A 22,401-nucleotide genomic window follows, 5' to 3' on the forward strand; every position below is an offset into this window, starting at 1 on the left:
GATGGTTACTATAGTAAAAAAATGTTTTTTTTGTTTCTTCTTTTTTGCTTTATCCTTAGCAACTGATACTTATGCTCAAATAACAATTGGAAAGCCTACACTTAGTTTTAGCCAAATTTGTGCTGATGCGGCATATAATACTCAGGTTCCTATTTTGTCTACGGCAACTTTTGCTTTTAGCCCACAATCGGCTTTTGACTCAACTAATCAATTTATAGTTGAGTTGTCTGATCCAAGTGGAGACTTCGCAAATGCAACTGTTCTTGTTAGTTCTAATGCTGGAGCAGTTACTAGTTCCCCGGCAACTTTAGGATTTCGGATTCCCACAAATACTGCAGGCGAAGCTTATAAAATAAGAATACGAAGTACTTCTCCAGCAGTTACTAGTACTAGTTCAGTTTCTTTTTCGGCATATTACCAAATTCAAAACACTCCTTTTTCAATCAATAATTTTATTTCTACTGCCACTTATTGTGCGGGAGGAAATTATGTTTTAAAAATAGATAATCCCGGTACAGGAACGAATGATTCTCCATTAAAATACCCTTCCCTGACCTACAAATGGTATAAAGAATCTACTCCTTCTCCTATTCTCATGGGGAGCACCACAAGCCTAACCGTTAACCAACCAGGAACCTATTTTGTTGAAACTAATTATGGGTCTTGTACATCCTATTCATATTCTAATAGAGTAACAGTTTCGGAAGCGACAGCGCAGGTTTCGGCTATAACTTCTAGTAAAGGAAATCCATTTTGTGCTTCTGAAGGACCAACAACCTTAACTACTCAAACCGCTAACAGTTATCAATGGTATCTTAATGATGTTGCAATAGCTGGGGCTACAGCTAGTACTTATGACGCAAACAAAGCTGGTTTGTATTCTGTTAAAGTTGATTTTGGCGGATGTGTGACTAATTCAACTATTAATTTGCAGGAAATTCAATTTGCAAGTTCTATAAATGTTACAGGGACAAACACAATAAATGAAGGGGAAGTAAAAACTATAGTTACAACAACGACCGCTGTAGATCCTACTTATCAGTGGTATTTAAACAATGTTTTAATTGTTGGAGCCAATGGTGCTACTTTTGATGCAACAGCCAAAGGAGATTACAAAGTTATAATTACCCAAAGTTCGGGTTGTGTTGCTACAAAAGAGTTTCTTTTCACAATAAAATATCCTATTGTTGACACTAATGCTGTTAATATACCCAATTTAATAAGTCCAAATGGAGATGGAATAAATGATACTTGGGTAATTCCTCAAGAATATTCAAGTGGTAGCGATACCGAGGTAATATTGATGAGTTCTTCAGGCGAACAAATCTTTAAAACCAATAATTACCAGAATAATTGGCCTGAGACCATTATAGATTTCAAAAATATTAACCCAGTTTTTTATTACATTATTATTCCCCAAGATAAAAAAATAAAAAAAGGTTCTATAACTTTAATTAAATAAGTATGAAGAAACTTTTACTATTCATTATCTTTTTTTATTGCTCACTTCAAATACTCTATTCTCAAGACAATGTCAAAGAGGGTGGAGTTGTTTCGTTTACATTACCAGTTCGAAATTCTTTAAAATTTAATAAATATCTTATCAATCCTACTTTTAGTTTTGTTAGGGAACAAGGCTCTTACTTAAGTTTTTATAATAAAAAACAGTGGGTACAATTTGATAATGCACCTCAAACCTATTTGTTTAGTTATGCGGGCAGATTTAGGGAGAATCAAGGGATTGCTATTGGTTTATTTCAACAAAATTATGGTGTTTTAACTACTTTTGGAGCGGTTGCCAATTTTGCCCACAATGTGGTATTGGACCAAGACAGCAATCTAACTTTTGGATTGAATTTAGGGTTTTATAAAAGTGGTCTCAATAGTGGTAAAGTAATTACGAACAATCCCGATCCTGCATTAGATAATATTCCTTCTAATTCCTTAATTACAATAAATCCTGGTATTAATTACGGTACGGCCTTCCTTGATTTTGGGGTATCCTTAAATAATTTGTTTTTATATAATCTTAAAACGGCCGAAATGGTTCAGGATGATCCTGAAAAAAGTATCGAATTGCATGTTATGCATACTGGTTATTTGGACACCTATGGTTTTTTTGATAAAAGTAAATTTTCGGGTTTACTTAAAACAGAACTTAAAAAAGAGAAAACAGTTATTTCAGGATTGATGATGTTCACTATTCCTAATGGCGTTTGGGCTCAAGCGGGTTATAACACTTTATACGGCATGTCGGCCGGTTTAGGTTTAAATTTAACCCCTAAAATTTCGGTTGAATATAATTTTGAAAAAGCAACGGGTAATTTGGCAAATTTTGGATCCTCGCATGAAATTACACTTGCTTATAAATTCAAGAGCAATAAATATTACCAAGATGACGATGATACCGAGGGAGCGATTATCAATCCAATTCCAGTCAAAAAACAGGTTCCATCAAAACCTAAGACGGTTGTTCCATCTCAAGATAAATCAGTTGCTGCAGCAAAAGCAAAATTAGAAGCCGAAGCTAAGGCTAAAGCAGATGCATTAGCTCAGGCAAAACTAGCTGCAGATGCTAAATTGAAAGCGGATGCCGAGGCCAAAGCAAGATTAGCTGCCGAAGCTAAGGCTAAAGCCGATGCATTGGCTCAGGCAAAACTAGCTGCAGATGCTAAATTGAAAGCGGATGCCGAGGCCAAAGCAAGATTAGCTGCCGAAGCTAAGGCTAAAGCCGATGCATTGGCTCAAGCAAAACTAGCTACAGATGCTAAATTGAAAGCGAATGCATTGGCTCAGGCAAAACTAGCAACAGATGCTAAATTGAAAGTAGATGCTGAAGCCAAAGCAAGATTAGCTGCCGAAGCTAAGGCTAAAGCCGATGCATTGGCTCAGGCGAAACTAGCTGCAGATGCTAAATTGAAAGCGGATGCGGAAGAAAAAGCAAAATTAGATGCCGAAGCTAAGGTCAAAGCGAATGCATTGGCTCAGGCAAAACTAGCAGCAGATGCTAAATTGAAAGCAGATGCTGAAGCCAAAGCAAGATTAGACGCCGAAGCTAAGGCTAAAGCCGATGCATTGGCTCAAGAGAAACTGGCTGAGGATGCTAAATTGAAAGCAGATGCTGAAGAAAAAGCAAGATTAGCTGCCGAAATTAAGGCTAAAGCAGATGCATTGGCTCAAGCGAAACTGGCTGCGGATGCTAAATTGAAAGCAGATGCTGAAGAAAAAGCAAGATTAGCTGCCGAAGCTAAGGCTAAAGCAGATGCATTGGCTCAAGAAAAACTAGCTGCAGATGCTAAATTGAAAGCAGATGCTGAAGCCAAAGCAATATTAGAAGCAGAAGCTAAGACTAAAGCAGATGCATTGGCTCAGGCGAAACTAGCTGCGGATGCTAAATTGAAAGCAGATGCTGAAGAAAAAGCAAGATTAGCTGCCGAAGCTAAGGCTAAAGCCGAAGCATTGGCTCAGGCCAAACCGGTTGAAGATCCAAAAGATGATAATGCTAGATCTATGAAAGATCTGACTCAATTTATTGAAGAGTCTAAAAATGGTCAACAAGAATTATTAAAAAGACTTGACGCTACAGTTGCAGAAAGACAAAGTGATCTTAAGGATTTAAGAGAAGAGAATGATTTAAGTGAAAAAGGTATTTTTAAAGAACCAAAACCATTTAAGAGTATTTCTGCCCAAAACAGCGCTTTATCTTCTTTAGAATCTGAAATTGAGGAGTTAAATAAAAGTCAGAAAAGTAAAATTGCTGCTTTAGAAAGTTTGTATAAAGAGCGACTCAAAAAAGGAAATAAAAATGATGCTACGGCTCAATATTATTTGAAGGCTATTGAAACCTTGAAATCAGATCAAATGAAAGTATTGCAAATGAATACAAATTTGCTTTCATCATTGGAGAAAATTAAAGAAGATACTGAGATTGAAAGAAAACGAAGAATAAAACGAGCTTCTTTTGAGAACGATCAAGGTAGATATTTAAATGATGTAGCAACATTAAAGCGTATAAAAGAAACAACGCCTGTTAGTAAAGAAACTTTTACGCCTGAAGATTTTAATTACGGTGAGGAACAACCTAATATGCAAATTTTAAAAAATCTTAAAAATGCTGATGGAGGTTATTACCTGATTGTTGCTGTACATAATGATGTAGCTAAAAGAGATGAATTTTTGAAAAAAGCGGTGGCTGCAGGAGAAAAAAACATCAACTTCTTTTATGATGTAAACACAAGTAAATATTTTATCTACTATAGCAAATTTGATTCTATCGAAGAAGCCAAAAATGTATTGGAATCCAAAGGTAACAAGCCATATAATGGTAAAATGACAGTGGTGAGAGTAGAAAATTAGATGTAGTGAAAGTAAACTTATTGATAAATGATAATGCAAAACGATGTTTTTAAGAATTGGTTTTTTAAGCCAATTCTAGATTGAAATAGTGCTATTTTGTTCTAAAAATTAGAAAAAATATGGCAAATTAATTTTAGTTAGAGTAAAAAATACTGTTTATAAAAGACAAGTATCAGATCATTTAGATTATAACATATCAAATTTTTGGGTCCCAAATTCCCCAAAAACTAAAACCGAATAATACCATGCATAAAACTACTTTTTTGAAAGTAATCCTACTTACTTTTATTTTTTTACAGGGTTTCATTTCCTATTCTCAAAACTTTAAGACTTTTACAACCAGATACAGTAAAGAGATAAAAGGGGATATGCTCTTGATAGGTAATAATATCTTGGGTAAGGACAATAATCCCCTTAATGACAATAGTGTCAATGAGAATATTTCGATGCAATATATCAATGTTGATCCTGACATCGATATTTTTTGTTCTAGTAGTTCCACCTTGGTAATACCTCCTGCAACTACTTGTTTTAGAGTTGTTTATGCGGGATTGTATTGGGGTGCTATCCTAAATTCAGGAAGCAGAACGGATATTAAAAAAGTAAAATTTAAATTACCCGGAAGCGCAGTCTATACTGACATTACAGGGCAACTTATTTATGATGCCGATATAGCTCCGATTGATCCGGATTCGAATAAACCTTATGCCTGTTATGCGGATGTGACTTCTTTAGTAGCCGGTTTGACAAACCCACAAGGGATATACACGGTAGCAAATGTAGTTTCAAGTTTGGGTTTTAATGGGACAACAGGGTTGTCTGCCGGTTGGACACTTTTTGTAGTTTATGAAGACCCTACAGCAACTACAAAATATATTAATTCTTTTGATGGTTTTGTTTCACTTTTTGACCAAAAAACATTAAGTATCCCTGTTTCCGGTTTTAAAACCCCTAGTTCAGGAATCGTTAATCTGCAATACGGTTTTGCGACTTTGGGAGGCGATAAGACAGATATAGCAAATAAAGCAGAAATCATTAATAAAGCCATTCCAGCTACTATTCAAAGACCTTCGAATGAGTTTTTTAATAGTAGTATAACCGACTCAAACGGATATCTTGCGGGCAGAGTTCCTAATAGTAATAATACATTGGGGTATGATACGGGGTTAATGGCATACAAAAATGCGGCTCCCTCTGCAATTGGTTATGGTGTAAATTCTGCAACAATTAATTTGCAAATTGCTAAGGGGCAGGCAGATCCTATTTTTGATTTTTTTAATGTTTTTTCGACCGATGTCATTGCACCTGATATTAGCCTGACAAAAATTGTGGAAGATGCCTCCGGAAAAGATATTGGTAATACTACTATTAATCTGGGACAGGATTTATACTATAAAATTGATTTTCAAAACATAGGGAATGACAATATCACTAATTTTACCCTAGTAGACGTTCTTCCAAAAAATGTAGTATTTAATTATCCTGCTGATATTACTTCCTTGCCAGCAGGTGTTACCCATACGTATAACGCGACCACAAGAAGATTACTGTTTACTATTCCTAATAGTTTAGTGAAAATAGGTGACCCAATAAATACAATACGATTACATGTTAAGGTGGTTTCTGATTATAATCTTTTAAGTGATGCTTGCTCGAACGAAATTAAAAATCAAGCTTTTGCTTCCTACAGTGGTGTTGTCAGCAAAACTGACATTAAGAGCGAAGGCAGTTTTGCTTCTACTGTTTGTAACTTTGGCACGCCTTCTTCAACTAATTTTTTAGCCAATACTGTTGGGCATACATTTACCAGAACTGTGCAATTATGTAATAGTGCTGTATTATCAGCTTCTAATGGATATGATTCCTATTCTTGGTCAACAAGTCCTACTGGCACACCGGTAGTAGGAACTAGTCAAAACTATACTGTAACAGAAACTGGTACTTATTATGTTAATGCAATATCTAATGCTAATTGTAAATCAATTAAAGAGGAGATAACTGTTATTCCTACTGGAAATATTACTAATCCCGTAATTCCTTATGCAGATGAGGTCGTTATCTGCCCAAACAATGGAAAAGAACTGCCCTATATTTTCCTTTGTGGTGCCAACGCCACCAAATCTATTCAAACAAATATTGCTGGCGCTACCATTGTATGGGAAAAATTAAATGAAAGTAGTTGTGATCCTTCAGTATTAATTAGTTGTGCAAATGAGAACCCGACCTGTCTATGGACCAGTGTTGGTGAAGGGGCAAACTACTTAGTCAATACTTCAGGCCAATTTAGAGTAACCATAAATTCTGGTGGATGTTTTAGCCGATTTTATTTTAATGTATACCAAAATCTTCTAAGCCCTACAGAAACTCATAATGATATTATTTGTAACACTCCTGGAAAGATTACCATTGGAGGTGTTCCTGAAGGATATGAATATAGTTTAAATGCTACTGGTCCATTTCAATCTAGTAACGTTTTTCCTAATGCTATTTTTCCTGTGTTAGCTGCGGGTTCTTATACAGTTTATATAAAACAAGTAGGCGTTGCTACAAATCCTTGTGTTTTTTCGGTGCCTAATATTCTTATCAGACAAAGAAATTTTACTACTTCAGAAATTGTCACACAGCCACTTTGTAACGGGGATAAAGGTGCCATAAGATTAGCAGCCGGTGACGCTCGCCCACAATATTTTTATAGTATCAGTAAGGGTGGGACATTAGTGAGTAGTAGTGGTCTTATTGCAGCAAGTGATTTTACTTTTTCGAATTTGGATGTAGGAACTTATACTTATGAAGTTAAGACGGACGATGGCTGTTTAGATTCTGGAACTATTGAAATAAAAGAACCGGTGCTACTAAAAGCAACTGTGGCATTAACCAAAGCATTGACCTGTGCAAATGGTGAGATTACAGTCTACCCTCTAGGTGGTACGCCACCATATACTTATTATGTAAATGGTTCCTCTGTTTCTCAAAGTGTTCCACAAATTGTGGTTACTAATCCATTGCCTTTAAATGGGATATACAGTATTAAAGTTGTTGATGTAAATAATTGTGAAGCAACTACCGCAATCACAGTTGCTGCAACACCACCTCCAACTTGGACGGTAAGTTCAACAAACATCAAATGTTATGGCTACAACACAGGAGAGATTAAATTTGATGTAACAGTAGCCAATGGTTATACAATAATGTATAGTATTGATAATGGAGCCAATTACTCCTTAAGCGATACTTTTTCAAATCTACCTATAGGAATTTATTCCCCAAAGATAAAATATTCGCTTGCTGGAACCGATTGTTTCGATACCAAACCAAATATAACTCTTACTCAAGCTTCAACAGCCTTAACAGCTTCGGCGGGGGTATCTGAATTAGCAGGTTGTGGACCAAATGGTGAAGGAAAAGTAAGAATAACCAATCCGCAAGGAGGAACCCCTTTTGCTGCGCCAAATTTTTATAAGTATAGTTTTGATGGGGGAATTACTTGGGTGAACGCAAATGAAGCATATTTGATGCCGGGAACTTATACAGTTTATATCAAGGATGCTAATGATTGTGTATATCCTATGACAGTTATCCTTGACGCACAACCACCTGTTCCAACTATCGAAGTTGTAAATTCAGCTTTCAATTGTGATGGTTCGGCAAGCAGTACGGTTACGGTAACTAACGGTGGGGGATCTAATTATGCCTATGAATATTTGCTAGACGGAATTCCAAATCCCAACACTGCAAACCCTAAAGTTTTTTTAAACGTTCCATCAGGAACTCATGAGATTACCGTAAATTATAAATTACTGAGCGTTCCTACTTATAGTAATTTATTGTATGAAGATTTTGGGAATGGGGATGAAAATGTTAAATCACCAGGAGCTAGTACCAATTTTTGTTTTGAAAATCAATTGGGTACGGGTTCATGCGGTACAACGCCAGCTTTGCACTATGGCGAATATACTGTTACGAATACTTTGCACCCTAGCTCATGGCATGAATGGAATCCATTTCCGAAAGACCATAGTGGAGATAAAAATGGGAAAGGTCGTTTTTTTGTAACAGATGTAGGAACCGTAATTAAGGCAAATGATGTTTGTTATAAAAAAACCATCCATGATATCATCCCAAATAGAGATATTGAAGTTGAAATTTGGGTGCGAAATTTATTTGCAAAAGGAATGTCAGCTAGTCCTGATCCTATTTTAATTCTTGATTTAGAACCGGTAGGAGGTACTTTGGCAACAGCCCTATCAAAACAGGAAACGGGACCTGTTCCTAGAACAAACGGTTGGGTACCCTATAAGCTGACTTTGAATCCGGGAGATAATACGAGCCTTGATTTTGCAGTTCGAATTAAAAACCCAGGGAATCAGGGAATCGATTTTGCTTTTGACGACATCAGAGTTTATCAACTTCCTGTATCCTGTATTACACAAAAAAATTACCCACTCGTTGTCCCAACAGACAAAGCTTTTGAGGCAACAGTTAGTGGAACGGATTTAACTTGTGCCACCTCTGATGATGGTACTATTACTATAGTTGCTCAGAATTTTGATATAACAAATGGTTTTGAATATTCAGTTAATGGAGGGATTAATTGGGCTAATAGCACTACTTCGCCAGTAAAAATTGAAAATTTAGCAGCGGCAAGTTATAATATTCAGGTTCGTTATAATAATTCGGGGGATTGTACCTTACCATTAGGAACTATAGAAGTTAAAGCACCAACTCCGGTAACGGTCTCGGCAAGTGTAACCCTAGAGCCAACTTGTACAACTGGAGCCACTATTACGGCTCTTGGTGATGGTGGAACAGGAGTGTACCAATATGAATTAAGAGAAGCTGATGGAATAGCTGTTGTAAGAGCATTTCAAGTTTCTGAAGATTTCTTGAATGTTCCTGCAGGAAATTATACTGTATTTGCAAAAGATGCTAATTCATGTGTCAGCGCTGTTGGAGCTCCCGTTCCTGTTATTGCGCCAACACCGCCCACGGCAACATTAGACGCAACATCAAATTTATGTTTTGATAGTAATGCTACAATTGTCGTTACTATTGCAGGCGGCGTTGGGCCATTTAGTTATAAAGTAAAAGTAGATGCAGGAACTTACAGCGCTCCGACGCCTACTTTTACAGGAACTTCATTTACCTATACCGCCACTGCCACAGGAAGCTATTCTTTTATTGTTATTGATAAAAACAACTGTGAATCTCTAGAAGTCGTACAAACAATTAGTCCAAAACTGGCAGCGACTCCAAGTATCAAGACAGCCTTAAGTTGTTACCCAACTACACCGGAAGCTACAATTGAAGTTAAAATTGTTGGTGGTACCAGTCCATATAACTATATTGTTAAAAATAGCTTGGGAGATATTTTAGTTGCAAACGGAACTACTACTGTACCAATATTTCAATATTTAGCTGCGACAGCTGATATCTATACTTTCGAAATTAAAGACGCTAATAACTGCCCAATAACGATCACTCAAAAAGTGGATGCTTTGGTAGCGGTGATAGCAAAAGCTACGGTGACTGATGTAACTTGTTTTGGGGTTGATAACGGTAGTGTAATTCTTGAAGCATTGACAGGAGTTGCTCCTTATACTTTTCAAATAATAGGACATACAGTTACTTCAGTTACTAATACAATAGCTAACTATTCTAATTTAGCAGGTTCCGTTGCTGGAATCACCTATAATTATATAGTTACAGATTCTAAAAACTGTGTTTACAATGGTACGTTTATAGTAAAGCAACCTGAGGTAATTGTAGCAATAGCTGAAATAACAACACCTTATACCTGTGATAATCCTGCAACAATTAAAGTTACAAGTATTTCAGGTGGAAATGGTTCTTATAAGTATACATTAAACAGAAATGCTACAGCGGTAACTACAAATACTACAGGCGTATTTCCTAATTTAACTGTTCCGGGAATTTATACGGTTAGCATTTCTGATGCTAAAGGATGTCCGCTGTTAGTTGATGCGGGAACTATAGTGGCGTTAGATCCGCCAACGGCAATGACTTTTAGCCCTACGACACTTACATGTCCATCTAATAAGGTGGATGTGACAATTGGGGTTAGTGGAGGAACTGGAACTTTATTCTTTGCAATCACTGCTCCAGCATCGGCAATTACAAATACAACAGGAGCTGCAGATGGTGTTTTTACCGGTTTAGCTCCTGGGGTGTACACTTTTGAAGTAAAAGATGCCAATAATTGTACTTATTCTAAACCTTATTCCATCGCTCCTTTACCAGTTTTCACCGTAAGTGGCGTTGTGGATGCAGATGTACAATGTTTGGGCGAAGCCAATGGCTCAGCCACTTTTACGGTTTCTGGATTAGGAAACAATGTTAATTATACGTACTCGGTTGATATGGGAGCTGTTCAATCTAGAACTTCACCAAATGCAGGAACTACATTTGAAATTCCAGTTACAGGATTAACTGCCGGTGATCATACCATTTTAGTTACCAATACTGCGACAAACTGTAGCGAGACGGCTACTATTAACATTGCAGCCCCAATAGCAGCTTTAGTTTTAAATGATCCAACACTTAGCCATGTTACTTGTATTGCCAAGGGTAAGGCGGTAATAAACGCAGTTGGGGGCTGGGGAACGTATACTTATATGCTAACGCCAGTTTTACCTATTGGAACTGTAATTACACAAGCAAACAATATATTCGTTAATTTAGCTGCGGGTGATTATTCATTTACGGTGACTGATTTAAAAGGTTGTGAAGTATCAGGAGCATTTTCTATTGATGATAAAGTTGCTGTTGTTGCAAGTATTGATCCAAGTTCAATTTTATGCTATGACCCAACTAATAAAGCTACTATTAAAGTAACACCAGATACATTTACTAACTATGTGTACAGCATCAATAACGCAACGCCTCAAAATAATGGAACTTTTGCAGGATTAACTCCCGGTAAATACACCATTCGTGTTACCGATACAGCAACAGGATGTTATATTGATTTAGCAGAACAAACGATTGCTTTACCAATTACAGCAAGCATTACTTTACTTAAAGATTTAGACTGTGATCCAACAAATCCAGAAGCTAAAATTCAAGTTTCGATTAAAGACGGATATCCTGATTACAGTTACAAAGTAAGTACAACTGCTGGTTCGTTTACAGGAACACCAGAACCAGTTGGTATAGGACTAAATACATTTATTTACACGACTGATACAGCAGGAACGTATTATTTTGAAATTACTGATAGCAAAGGATGTACAACTGTTGTTTCCAGAACAATAGCCCCACTAATTAATCCCGATTTTTCAACTACTCAAGTTGATGTAAAATGTAAAGGAGATAATACAGGAAGTATAACTGTAACGGGAATTCCGACAACTGGAACGTACACTTATAGTAAAGATAACGGGCTTACTTTTCAGTCTTCAAATGTATTTACTGGATTAGTTGCGGGTTCTTATCAAATTGTGGTTAAAGATGCAAAGCAATGTCTATCTGCAGCTAAATCAATAGAAATAAAAGAACCAGATGATGCTTTGGATGCTTCTGCTCTAGTGACAACAACATTAACATGTGGATCCGGTAATGTATCTCAAGCAGCTATAATTACGGTAACTGCCGCTGATGGTACACCATTTGCAGGAGGGAAATATAAATATGATTATGGCAATGGTTTTGTTGATTCAAATACATTTGCGACAAATACTCCGGGTACAGTAAATATTATTGTAAAAGATGCCAATGGTTGTACGACTACTGTTTCTGTACTGGTTGATGCATTAGATGCGCCAACTGCGATAGCATTTGATTCTCCGGACCCAATAACCTGTGAGACGGATCATGATAAAACTAATTTAACAATAAGAGTAGTAAAAGGTATTGCGCCATTTAAATTTGAAATTACAAGTACAGATGCAGCGGTAGCTCCAGTAACTCCTATTGCTACGGGTGTTACAGATCAATTTCATACTTTTGAAGATTTAGCTCCGGGGAATTATTTCTTTAAAGTGACGGATGCTAATGGATGTACAGTTGTTGGAGATTATAAAATTGATGCGGTAGTTGCTATCCAGGCAGTTGGTGCTATTGTTACTAATGTAACTTGTAATGGTGCTGCTGATGGTAAAATTAAGTTCACGGTTTCAGGAAATAGAACAGGAGGTTATACTTATAGCTTAACGGGAAGTATTTCAGGGATAATTACAGGTCTTGATGCGAAAACAGGCGATGTTATTAGCTATTCTGGACTAAAAGGAGATGAAGATTATACATTTACAGTTACAAATACAGCAACTAAATGCGTTGCTACCAAAACAATTACACTTTCACAACCTGCGGCTATTACTGCTTTAGATGCAAATGCTACTAAAGTATTTTGTTCAAAAACAACTTCAACAATTACAGTTTCTGCTTCTGGAGGCACATCACCTTTATATTTTGCAGTTGTAAAGTTAGGTGCAGCCGCTCCAGTTTTCCCAGAAGATTACAACACTACAGGTTTATTTACCAAAGATACTAGTGTGGATGGTTTAGCCTATGTAGCTTATGTAATAGATAAAAACGGAAATTGTTCTCAAAATATTCCTGTAAACGTAGTCAATAATGTAGCACCAACTATTGACCCTGTTGCAGATACTTGCTATCCGGGAGCTTCGTTTGCTGTTACAGTTTCGGGAACTGTTTATCCAAGTAGTTCAATACAATACGGAATTGGTACTACGGCTACAAACATTAACTACAATACCAACTCAGTAAAAAACATTACTGCGCCTGGAACTTATTTTATTGGAGTTAAAGATGATAATGGCTGTGAAGTAACAACTTCTTTTATTGTCAATGAGCAATTAACACTTACACCTAAATTAGATAAAGATATTACTTGTTCTTTACCAGTAGCTGCCCAAATTACATTGTCAGCTGGAGGAGGAGCGGGAACTTATACTTATGAATACAGATTAGACCCAAGTGCTACTTATAGTGCAATCGCAGGGAATGTTTATAATCCTACAGTAGCAGGAGATTATTACTTTAGAGTAACTTCAGGCGGATGTTCTGTAGAAACCATTGTTCCAGTTAAAGTTACTGATCCGGTGTTACCAACAGCTAATCATAATGCTATAAACTTAAGCTGTTACCAATCAGCAGATGGAGTGGTTACACTTATTCCTTTAACAGGAGCAACTCCTTTTACGTATAGTTTTAATGGTAGTCCTTTTACAAGTAATCCTACCTATTCTAATTTATCAGCTTCTTCAGTTACAGGTTATCCATATATTGTTAGAGATGCTAAAGGTTGTGAAGTAACTGGAAATGCAGTTGTAACAGAACCTGCTCAAATTACGTTTACTTATACTACAGTTAATATGCTATGTCCTGGGCCAAGTTTAGGCTCGGTGACTATTAGCGCCATTACAAATGGTGTTGCGCCATTTACTTATGAATTGAGAAATACTGTTACGGGTGTAACTACTGTACTGAATCAGCCAGGCGATGTTACATATACTTTTTCAAATTTAAGTTATGGAGATTTTGTGTTGACCGTTTCCGATGCTAGTGGATGTAGCAATTTTAAAGATGATGTTAAAATTATCGCTCCTCCAAGTGATTTAAATATTAATTTATTAACGCCAATTGCTAATTGTTTAGATGGAGCGACAATTATAGTTGATTTAAATCCTGTTGTTTATCCAGCCAATCCTAACTATAAATTTGGTATATATGATTTAAGTGCGTTACCATTTAGTAGTAATCTATTACCTTCTGATATAGGTTCTCCATTACAACATACGTTTACGGGTTTAACACCAGGTGTGGTTTATACTTTTGTGGTTTATGACCCAATAACAGATTGTTATTATTTCCAAAAAGCTGCTGGTGCTATTCCGCCTTTAACTACTTTGAAAAGTGATTTAACTGCTCTTCCTGTTAGATGTAAAGGAAGTAAAACTGGAGGGGTTTCATTTGAAATTAGTGATTATGATGCAACTCAGGTTGATTATGAAATATTTTCGGATCAAACTAATATTTCTACAGGAATCACGGGTTCAATAACTTCGGCTACAATATTGCCAGTCGTTATTCCAGATCCAGCTATAATTCCTTTGCCAACAGGACTTTACCCAGGAACCTATTATATTAAATTTACGGAAGTGGGTGGTACCCATTCTGGATGTACGTCATCCTCTACGACTTTTGTAGTTATAGAATCAGCTGTAAATTTAACAGTAACTGCTGTATCTCTTAATGATAATTGTAAAACCGATGCAGGTCAAGTTATTGCCACTCCTAATGGAGGAACGGGACCGTTTAAATACATTATAAATAAATCTTCTACGGCGCCACTAGTTACTGATACTTGGGGAGCAAATAATGTTAATATATTTAATGTCGAATCAGGAAGTTATCATGTTTGGGTTAAAGATGCTAATAATTGTATCCAGGGTACAACTGTTACTGTTCTTTTAGATCCAGATCCTGTATTTGATTTAAGCATTGTAGATTATTGTGCTGGCGAAGGTAATTTCTCCGTTAATATAAACATTACAGAACCAACGCTTCCGTTGCCCCCGATGGCTGATTATTCGGTAAGTGTAAATGGAGGAGGTTTTGTAGCGGTTACTGGATTGACTTATACCGCAACAGGTCTTAATTCTGGGGAGCAAACCATTGTAATTAAAAATAAAAATGGTTGCCCAACAACGCAGACAATTGATATTAACGCAAGGCCAGTGGCATCAGCTGCTGTAACTAAAGTGTTAGATTGTTCGGTTGATCCAATTTTGGTTGAAAATGCAGTTATTACCGTTACTATTTCTAAAGGAACACCGCCCTATACGTATGAAGTTAAAAAAGGAGCAGGTCTTTTTGCAACTTTTGCGCCAACAGAAACAGTAGTTTCAGGAGTAACAACAGTTGAATATCCAGTAAACAATGGAAATTCAGGTATTTATACATTCAGAATAACAGACGCTAACGATTGTCCAATTGAAACAAATGAGGTGGTTATAAGTCCAATTGTGCCTATTGTTCCAGATTATACACCTATTGAACCTTTGTGCAATGGAGGAACGGGTACAATCGAAATTACTGCAACTGGTGGTCAAGGAAGTTATACATATACACTCATAAGAACTTCTCCGCCATTAGGGATTTTACAAACACAAACTACAGCAGTCTTTACAGATTTAATTGCTGGAGATTATACGTACACCATTACCGATGAGTTGGGTTGTACAGAAACTGCTTACGCTACATTAGGCGAACCAACTGAAGTTACAGTTGGAACACCAGTGATTACCCCTTTAACATGTGGTCCTGGTAATGTAGGTCAAGCTGCAACTGTAAACTTGTCTCTTGTAGCCTCAGGAGGTTCAGGAACTTATTTATATAGTTTTGCTGGAAGTGGTTTTAGTACTCAAACTTCTTATACGGTTGAAGATATTGATGCGGATCAACTTAATATTCCGTTTGCAGTTCAAGATGAGAATGGTTGCGAAGCTTCTGGAACGCTAGATATTTTGAAGCTGAATCCACCAACTGATTTTGATTTAACACAAGGCCCAGTTATTACTTGTTCTACTTTATCAACAACGGTAACTATTTCAAATGTTCAAAATGCTGTTGGTTCAGTTACCTTAGATTTAACATACCAGATTATTTCTCCGATAGGAGCAATAGTAGATAACATGAATGTTCCAACATTTACAAATTTAGCGCCTGGAAACTACGTTTTCCAAGTTACAGACGAGGCGACTGGTTGTGTAAAACAATTACCATTTGAAATTAAGGATGTTGTTAAAATTAATATTGTAGAACAATCTACAACAGGGATTACTTGTTTTGGAGCTACAGATGGTAAAGCCAGTTTCTTTGTGTCTGGATTTGCAGCAACAGCAACTTACCATTATAAAGTGGATGGAGTTTTAGTTCCAGGTAATTTCTCTTCTCCTACAATTGATTTAACAGGATTGGCAGCAGGATCTCATACTATTGAGGTATTTGACGATGTAACAGATTGCCCTAAATTGATTTCTTTTGAAACAGAAGCTCCAACTGCAGCACTAGATATTGACAAAACTGTAACGCCATTAGGTTGTACTACTTTTGGCGCAGTTACTATTACTGCTACGGATGGATGGGGCAATTACGAGTACACGCTAACTCAGCCTGATCTTACTGTTTTAAACAATAATACAGGTGTTTTTGGTGGATTAACGCAAAATGGACCTTATAATATATCAGTAAAAGATGGCAATGGTTGTGAGAAGACAGATAGCTTTACACTTACAATCCCAATTAATCCAATAGCTACTATTGATGTAGCTTCTGACTATTGTTATGACGGTACAAATGCCACAACATTGGTTGTAAAAGCCTCATTGGGAGTTGCACCTTATTTTTTCAGTATTGATAATGGTGTAACATTTAATCTTAGTAATTCTTTTCCAGTAGCTGATGATACTTATACGTTCAGTAATCTATCTCCGGGTAGTTATAATGTTGTGGTTAAAGATGCTTATGGATGTAAATCAATTGTACCATTAAACACAGTAATTGAATCTCAGCTTTTTGCTTCGGCAGAAAATAAAAAAGATATTTTCTGTACTGTTGGAGATGAAAATGGTACTATCAGAATTTCGGCAGTAGGCGGTTATGGTTCTTATGAATATACTGTTTCTGATGGAGTGACGACTTCACTTCCAATAGCATTCCCGGTAGGATCTAGTACGGCTGACTTTGCAGTTACAGTTCCAGGCACCTATACTTTTGTGGTTTATGATGCTAAAGGATGTTCTTACGCTATTACAAATACGGTAGTGATGGTGGCTCCAACTGCAGTTACTTTTAGTGCAGTTCCAACTTCACCAAGTTGTTCAGGTACGCAAGGAACTGTTGATAATGGTAGTATTTTAGTAACATTAGATGCAACTAATAACAATCCGGATTATACCTATAGATTAACATCAACGGCAGGTCTTGATGTAACACAAACTAATAATGGTTTATTCACTGGATTGTCTGTGGGGACTTATGAGGTTACGGTTACTTCGGCAAGAGGTTGTTCAGATATACAAACTAATATTGTAATTACAGCCCCAGCTGCGGTTGTAGCTTTGGCCTCGCCTTCACCATTTACTTGTTCGGCTACGAATACCTTAAACGCAACCATTGTTACCGTTACTGGAACAGGCGGTGCTGGAACAGGGGCAATAGCGGATTATAAATACAGTAAAGATGGAATAAACTGGAATGATGCCAATACCTTTCCAGTCTTTGATACTGAAGTCGTTCAGAACTTAACCTATTATGTGAAGGATGCTAATGGTTGTGTGGATGATGTTCAAATTCCAATCAATCCATTCCCTAAATTGATTTCGGCTATTGCAACTCAAGACACAAAAATTGATTGTTTGAATAATACGGAAACAATTAAGGTTGATATTTCTGGAGGAACAAATACACCAAATGCGTTTACATACCAAGCTTACAAAGATGGTGTAGCAGATGGAGGATTAGTTACAGTTACTGGAACCACATTTAATTATCCAGCAACAACAGCTGGTAGTTATTATGAGTTTGAAATATTCGACAACAATACTGGATGTAGTATAAAATCTACTTTATATGAAGTTCCGGTTTATGATACAATGCAAGTTATTGCTAGTCCAGCTGCTAATGTGGATTGTTTTGGCAATGCTACGGGCGCAATTGAGATTAATATTGTTGATTATTCTGGACCATACAGTTATGAAATACTTAAGGGAGGAGTTGCTACTAGTTTTAATGGTCTAGGAAATACTACCACAAATCCTTTTGTACTTCCTCACGGATTAATAGCTGGAACAGATTATACGATTGTAGTTACTCAAACAGCTTATCCAAGTTGTCCTGCGACTTCAGATGATGTTGAGATTACGCAGCCAACAGCTTTAGATTTAAGCGGATTGGATGTAAAGGTTAAAAATCAATATTGTGATTCTCAAGGTGCAGTACTTACAGTTGATGTTTCAACTATTCTTGGAGGCACCCGAGCTTATGAATATGCTTTTGTGCCTAAAGGAGGTGATCCAACAGCATTCTATTCGCCTTCTCCAACCAAAACAATAGCTACTACACAAATAGCTCCGGCATTTGATGAAATAGATGTTTATGTAAAAGATGCTAATGGATGTTTTGCTTTTAGAACAGTACAAATTAGTGCTGATCCAATGCCCGCTATTACAAATGTCACTGTCGATAACCAATGTGCTGATGCAAATGGGTATAGAATTGATGTTACGGCTACTGGAGTTCTTCCTTTAAGATACAGTCTAGACGGAGAACAATTTCAAGATGAGGCTTTCTTTACAGTTTTTTCTTCTGGCGATTATACAGTAACGGTTATGGATGCTAACCAATGTAAAACAACTGCAACCACTGCTGTAACGGTTCTTGAACCTCTAACATTACGAGGTGAAGTTTCTTTAGTTCCAACATGTAAGGATGCTGATGGTGAAATTACCTTATATGTAACTGGAGGAACAGTTATACCTGCTAATAATTATGTTTATTTTGATAAAAACATAGGCACGCTCCAACCAAGTAATGTATTTACAGGTTATGCTCCAGGAACTTATGATTTCGTAGTTAGAGATTTAGGTACACTTTGCGAAAAAGAAGTTCAAGTAATTATTGATAATCCTACACTTGTAACTGGAATTACGGCAACACCTACCGCGGTTACTTGTAAAGGTGGTTCAGACGGAAGCATTTTGGTGAGTTTGGAAGCATCGAATAATAATCCTATTTATACTTATGCTTTAAGTGGACCTGCAGGATTCACTGCTAGATTAGCTCAAGAATCACCATTGTTCGAAAATTTACCGGCGGGTGATTATACCATAACAGTAACTTCTGGCAGAGGTTGTTCGGCAACAGCTCCAGCTACCGTTGGAGAACCGGCAATTATCCTAGTAAATGCCCCTGTTGTAACACAATTTTTATGTAACACAGGAACTAACGGAGCCAATTATGCCACAATTACTGTAGACAACGTAACAGGAGGTTCAAGTACTTATAAAATTTATGAATTCTTCAAAGTTGGCAATCCTATTGCGGTTCAGCGAGGAACTTCAAATAGTTATACAGAGTTAGATTATGCAGGAGGAACTTATACCGTAAATGTGTATGATAACAAAGGATGTATGGGAAGCTCTACAACGCTTATTACTATTGTGCCGTATGTAAGCTTAGACAAGATTACAATTGATAAAGTGGCAATTACTTGTAATGACTTGGAAACAATTACCCTAACAACTTTTGATGCTACAGGAGCTACTGTTCTGGGTATTGAATATACTTTGTCTGACGCAAATGGAAATCCATTAGTAAGCAATGACACAACAGGTATTTTTAGCTTATTAAATGTTGGCAGCTATATTATTACCGCATTAAATCCTGCAACTGGATGTAGTATTCAAACGGTTCATTATGTGAATAACCCGAATACCTTTGTATTAAAAGCAGTTAAAACAAGCGATGTCGTTTGTTTTGGTTCTGATGAAGGAACTGTCGAATTAACAATTGTTGATAATCAAACCAATCCAGATGACGAAGCTGGAGCTTTTAGCTATGTTTTAACCAGACCTGACGGAACAACGGTTAATGGCAATTCACCTGATAAAGGACCATTTACCTTAACAGGTTTAACTGCCGGATTGTACAGTGTTACGGCTACTCTAGTAAATAGCCCGTTCTGTAGTGCCAGTACCAGTTTTACCATTGTGCAACCCGCTGCGGCTTTGGATATTATAGAAACCCATACTGAAATTACTTGTATTGCAGGAAACAATGACGGTTCTATTTCGGTAACTGCAACAGGCGGATGGGCTGGTGGTTATGAGTTTGAAGTTCTTAAAGATGGCAATCCTTTTAGTCCTTATTCTACTCAAACAGAATACATAGCTTTAGAAGCGGGAGTTTACACAATTAATGTCAGAGACAGCAAAGGATGTGTTGATTTTGTAAACGTTACATTGGTAAACCCAACGCCTATTGCTTTCACAGCTTCACCTAGTGCAACACGTGTTAGTTGTTTTGGAGATACTAGCGCAATAATTACGGTCGATTTGCCAACAGGAGGTTCAGGGGATTATTTATATACCTTGATTACTACCTTGGCTAACGGAACCATAACTACTAATGGACCTCAATCATTGAATATATTCTCTAATTTGGGTGCGGGAAGTTATCAGGTAAAAGTGTCTGATTCTTGGAATTGTTCGACAATTTTAGCTACTCCTATTGTAATCAGTCAACCAACAAAAGTAGTAGCAAGTTTAGTGACAGCTACTACAATTACTTGTGATAATGATGCGACTCTTACATTGAGTGCTACAGGAGGAACAGGACTTTATACATATAGTGACAATGCTACTTTCACTACGATTTTAGGTTCGTTCGCAACTTCTGTTACGTTCCCAGTATCCGTAGGAACCTATCATTTCTATGTGAAAGATGCTAATGGATGTGTAAGTTTTGTATCTAATGATATTAAAATTGACGCTTTAGAACCTTTAGAGGCAAATCTGGATATTCAAAATGCAGTGATTAATTGTAAAGGGGATGCTAGCGGCGTAATTGTAGCCAATGCCACCGGAGGATTAGGGAGCTATGTTTACACACTTTTAGATGGAGCAGGGGGTGCTATAACTCCAACGCCGGTACAAAGTGCTCCAGGTCGTTTTGATGGCTTGCTTGCAGGTTTCTACCAAGTAAAAGTAGAAAGTGGTGATTGTGATGTAATTTCAATAGTTGTTGAAGTTAAAGAACCGACAACAGCCTTAACATTTACCCCTAATGTTACTGATGTTACTTGTAACGGAGCAAAAAATGGTAAAATAGAAATTATTGCTAGCGGTGGTACGGGCCAAATTAAATATGCCATTTCACCGCGTATGGATCAATTTTTTGATTCAGGCATTTTTGATAAATTAGTGCCAGGAGATTATCAGGTAGTAATTCAGGATGAAAATGGTTGTTTTGCCGTTTATGATTTCGAAATTAAAGAGCCTATTGCGCTAACGGTGTCTACGGTTATTGATTCTGTTTTTCCGGAGATTTGTGCCGGAGATAAAGACGGTGCTTTTAGCATTGAAATAATTGGCGGAACGGCTCCTTATAGTGTTAGCCTAGATAATCCTGACGGGACTTATACTACAGGTACTTTGACGCAAACGGAATTTGACTTTATGGGACTAAGCGGTGGAAACCATTTCGTTTTCATTCGTGATGCAATGGGCTGTACCACAGATTGGTTTGTGGCATTGCCAGAAGCCATAAACATGAAGCCAGTTGCAGTAATAGAGTACAATTGCGTGGATAATGCTGCAGCCAATACTGTTACTATCACAATTGATGACAGTATCACGGATCCTACCGATGTTGATTATTCATTAGACGGAGGGAATTTCCAGGGGTCAAGTGTGTTCACCAATCTGACACCAGGCTCTCACTTTGTTACCGCAAGACATAGCAATGGCTGCGAGCAGCAAACTATGAATTTTGAAATTGTTCAAGTAGAGCCTTTAGAGCTGATTTTAAATGACGGCGGATTAAACGAGATAGTTGCTGTAGCCGCTGGTGGCGGTGGTGATTATAAGTACACGCTTAATGGAGAATCTTATGGCAGTAAGTCTAATTTCATTATATACAAATCAGGCGAATATACCGTTACCGTTACGGATGCTAATGGTTGCGTTGCTACAGCTACCAGATATTTCGAGTATATCGATGTTTGTATTCCGAATAACTTTACGCCAAATGGAGACGGCATCAATGATGTATGGGCTCCTGGATGTACGGTAAACTATAAGGATTTGACTTTCGAAGTTTTTGACAGATACGGTCGTAAAGTTGGTAACTATCGTCTAGGACAATATTGGGATGGTAGATACAAGGGAGCAGAGCTTCCTTCAGGAGATTATTGGTATGTTTTAAAACTCAATGATGTCAAAGACGCTCGTGAATTTGTAGGGCATTTCACGCTGTACAGATAAATTTATTAAAGTGATGGAG

General features: G+C 37.1%; 3 protein-coding genes. All 3 read left to right on the forward strand.

Annotation, left to right across the window (positions count from 1 at the left end; all coding sequences use genetic code 11):
- The first annotated feature begins 1 nt into the window (after position 1).
- Positions 2-1,462 carry a gliding motility-associated C-terminal domain-containing protein gene (locus ACMDB5_RS04220; protein WP_413999769.1) on the forward strand — a complete coding sequence of 487 codons (1,461 nt, stop codon included), beginning with the start codon at positions 2-4 and terminating at the stop codon, positions 1,460-1,462.
- A 2-nt stretch (positions 1,463-1,464) separates the two neighbouring features.
- Positions 1,465-4,356, forward strand: coding sequence for a PorP/SprF family type IX secretion system membrane protein (locus tag ACMDB5_RS04225; protein WP_413999770.1), 2,892 nt, complete (start codon positions 1,465-1,467; stop codon positions 4,354-4,356).
- 245 nt (positions 4,357-4,601) lie between these two features.
- Positions 4,602-22,382, forward strand: coding sequence for a T9SS type B sorting domain-containing protein (locus ACMDB5_RS04230; protein ID WP_413999771.1), 17,781 nt, complete (start codon positions 4,602-4,604; stop codon positions 22,380-22,382).
- Positions 22,383-22,401: the final 19 nt, after the last annotated feature.

The sequence above is a fragment of the Flavobacterium sp. W1B genome (assembly GCF_047344965.1).
Classification (GTDB): domain Bacteria; phylum Bacteroidota; class Bacteroidia; order Flavobacteriales; family Flavobacteriaceae; genus Flavobacterium.

Excerpts from the sequence above, each read along its gene's own strand:
- ACMDB5_RS04230 (WP_413999771.1), top strand. The coding sequence starts at position 4,602 with ATGCATAAAACTACTTTTTTGAAAGTAATCCTACTTACTTTTATTTTT.
- ACMDB5_RS04225 (WP_413999770.1), top strand. The coding sequence starts at position 1,465 with ATGAAGAAACTTTTACTATTCATTATCTTTTTTTATTGCTCACTTCAA.
- ACMDB5_RS04220 (WP_413999769.1), top strand. The coding sequence starts at position 2 with ATGGTTACTATAGTAAAAAAATGTTTTTTTTGTTTCTTCTTTTTTGCT.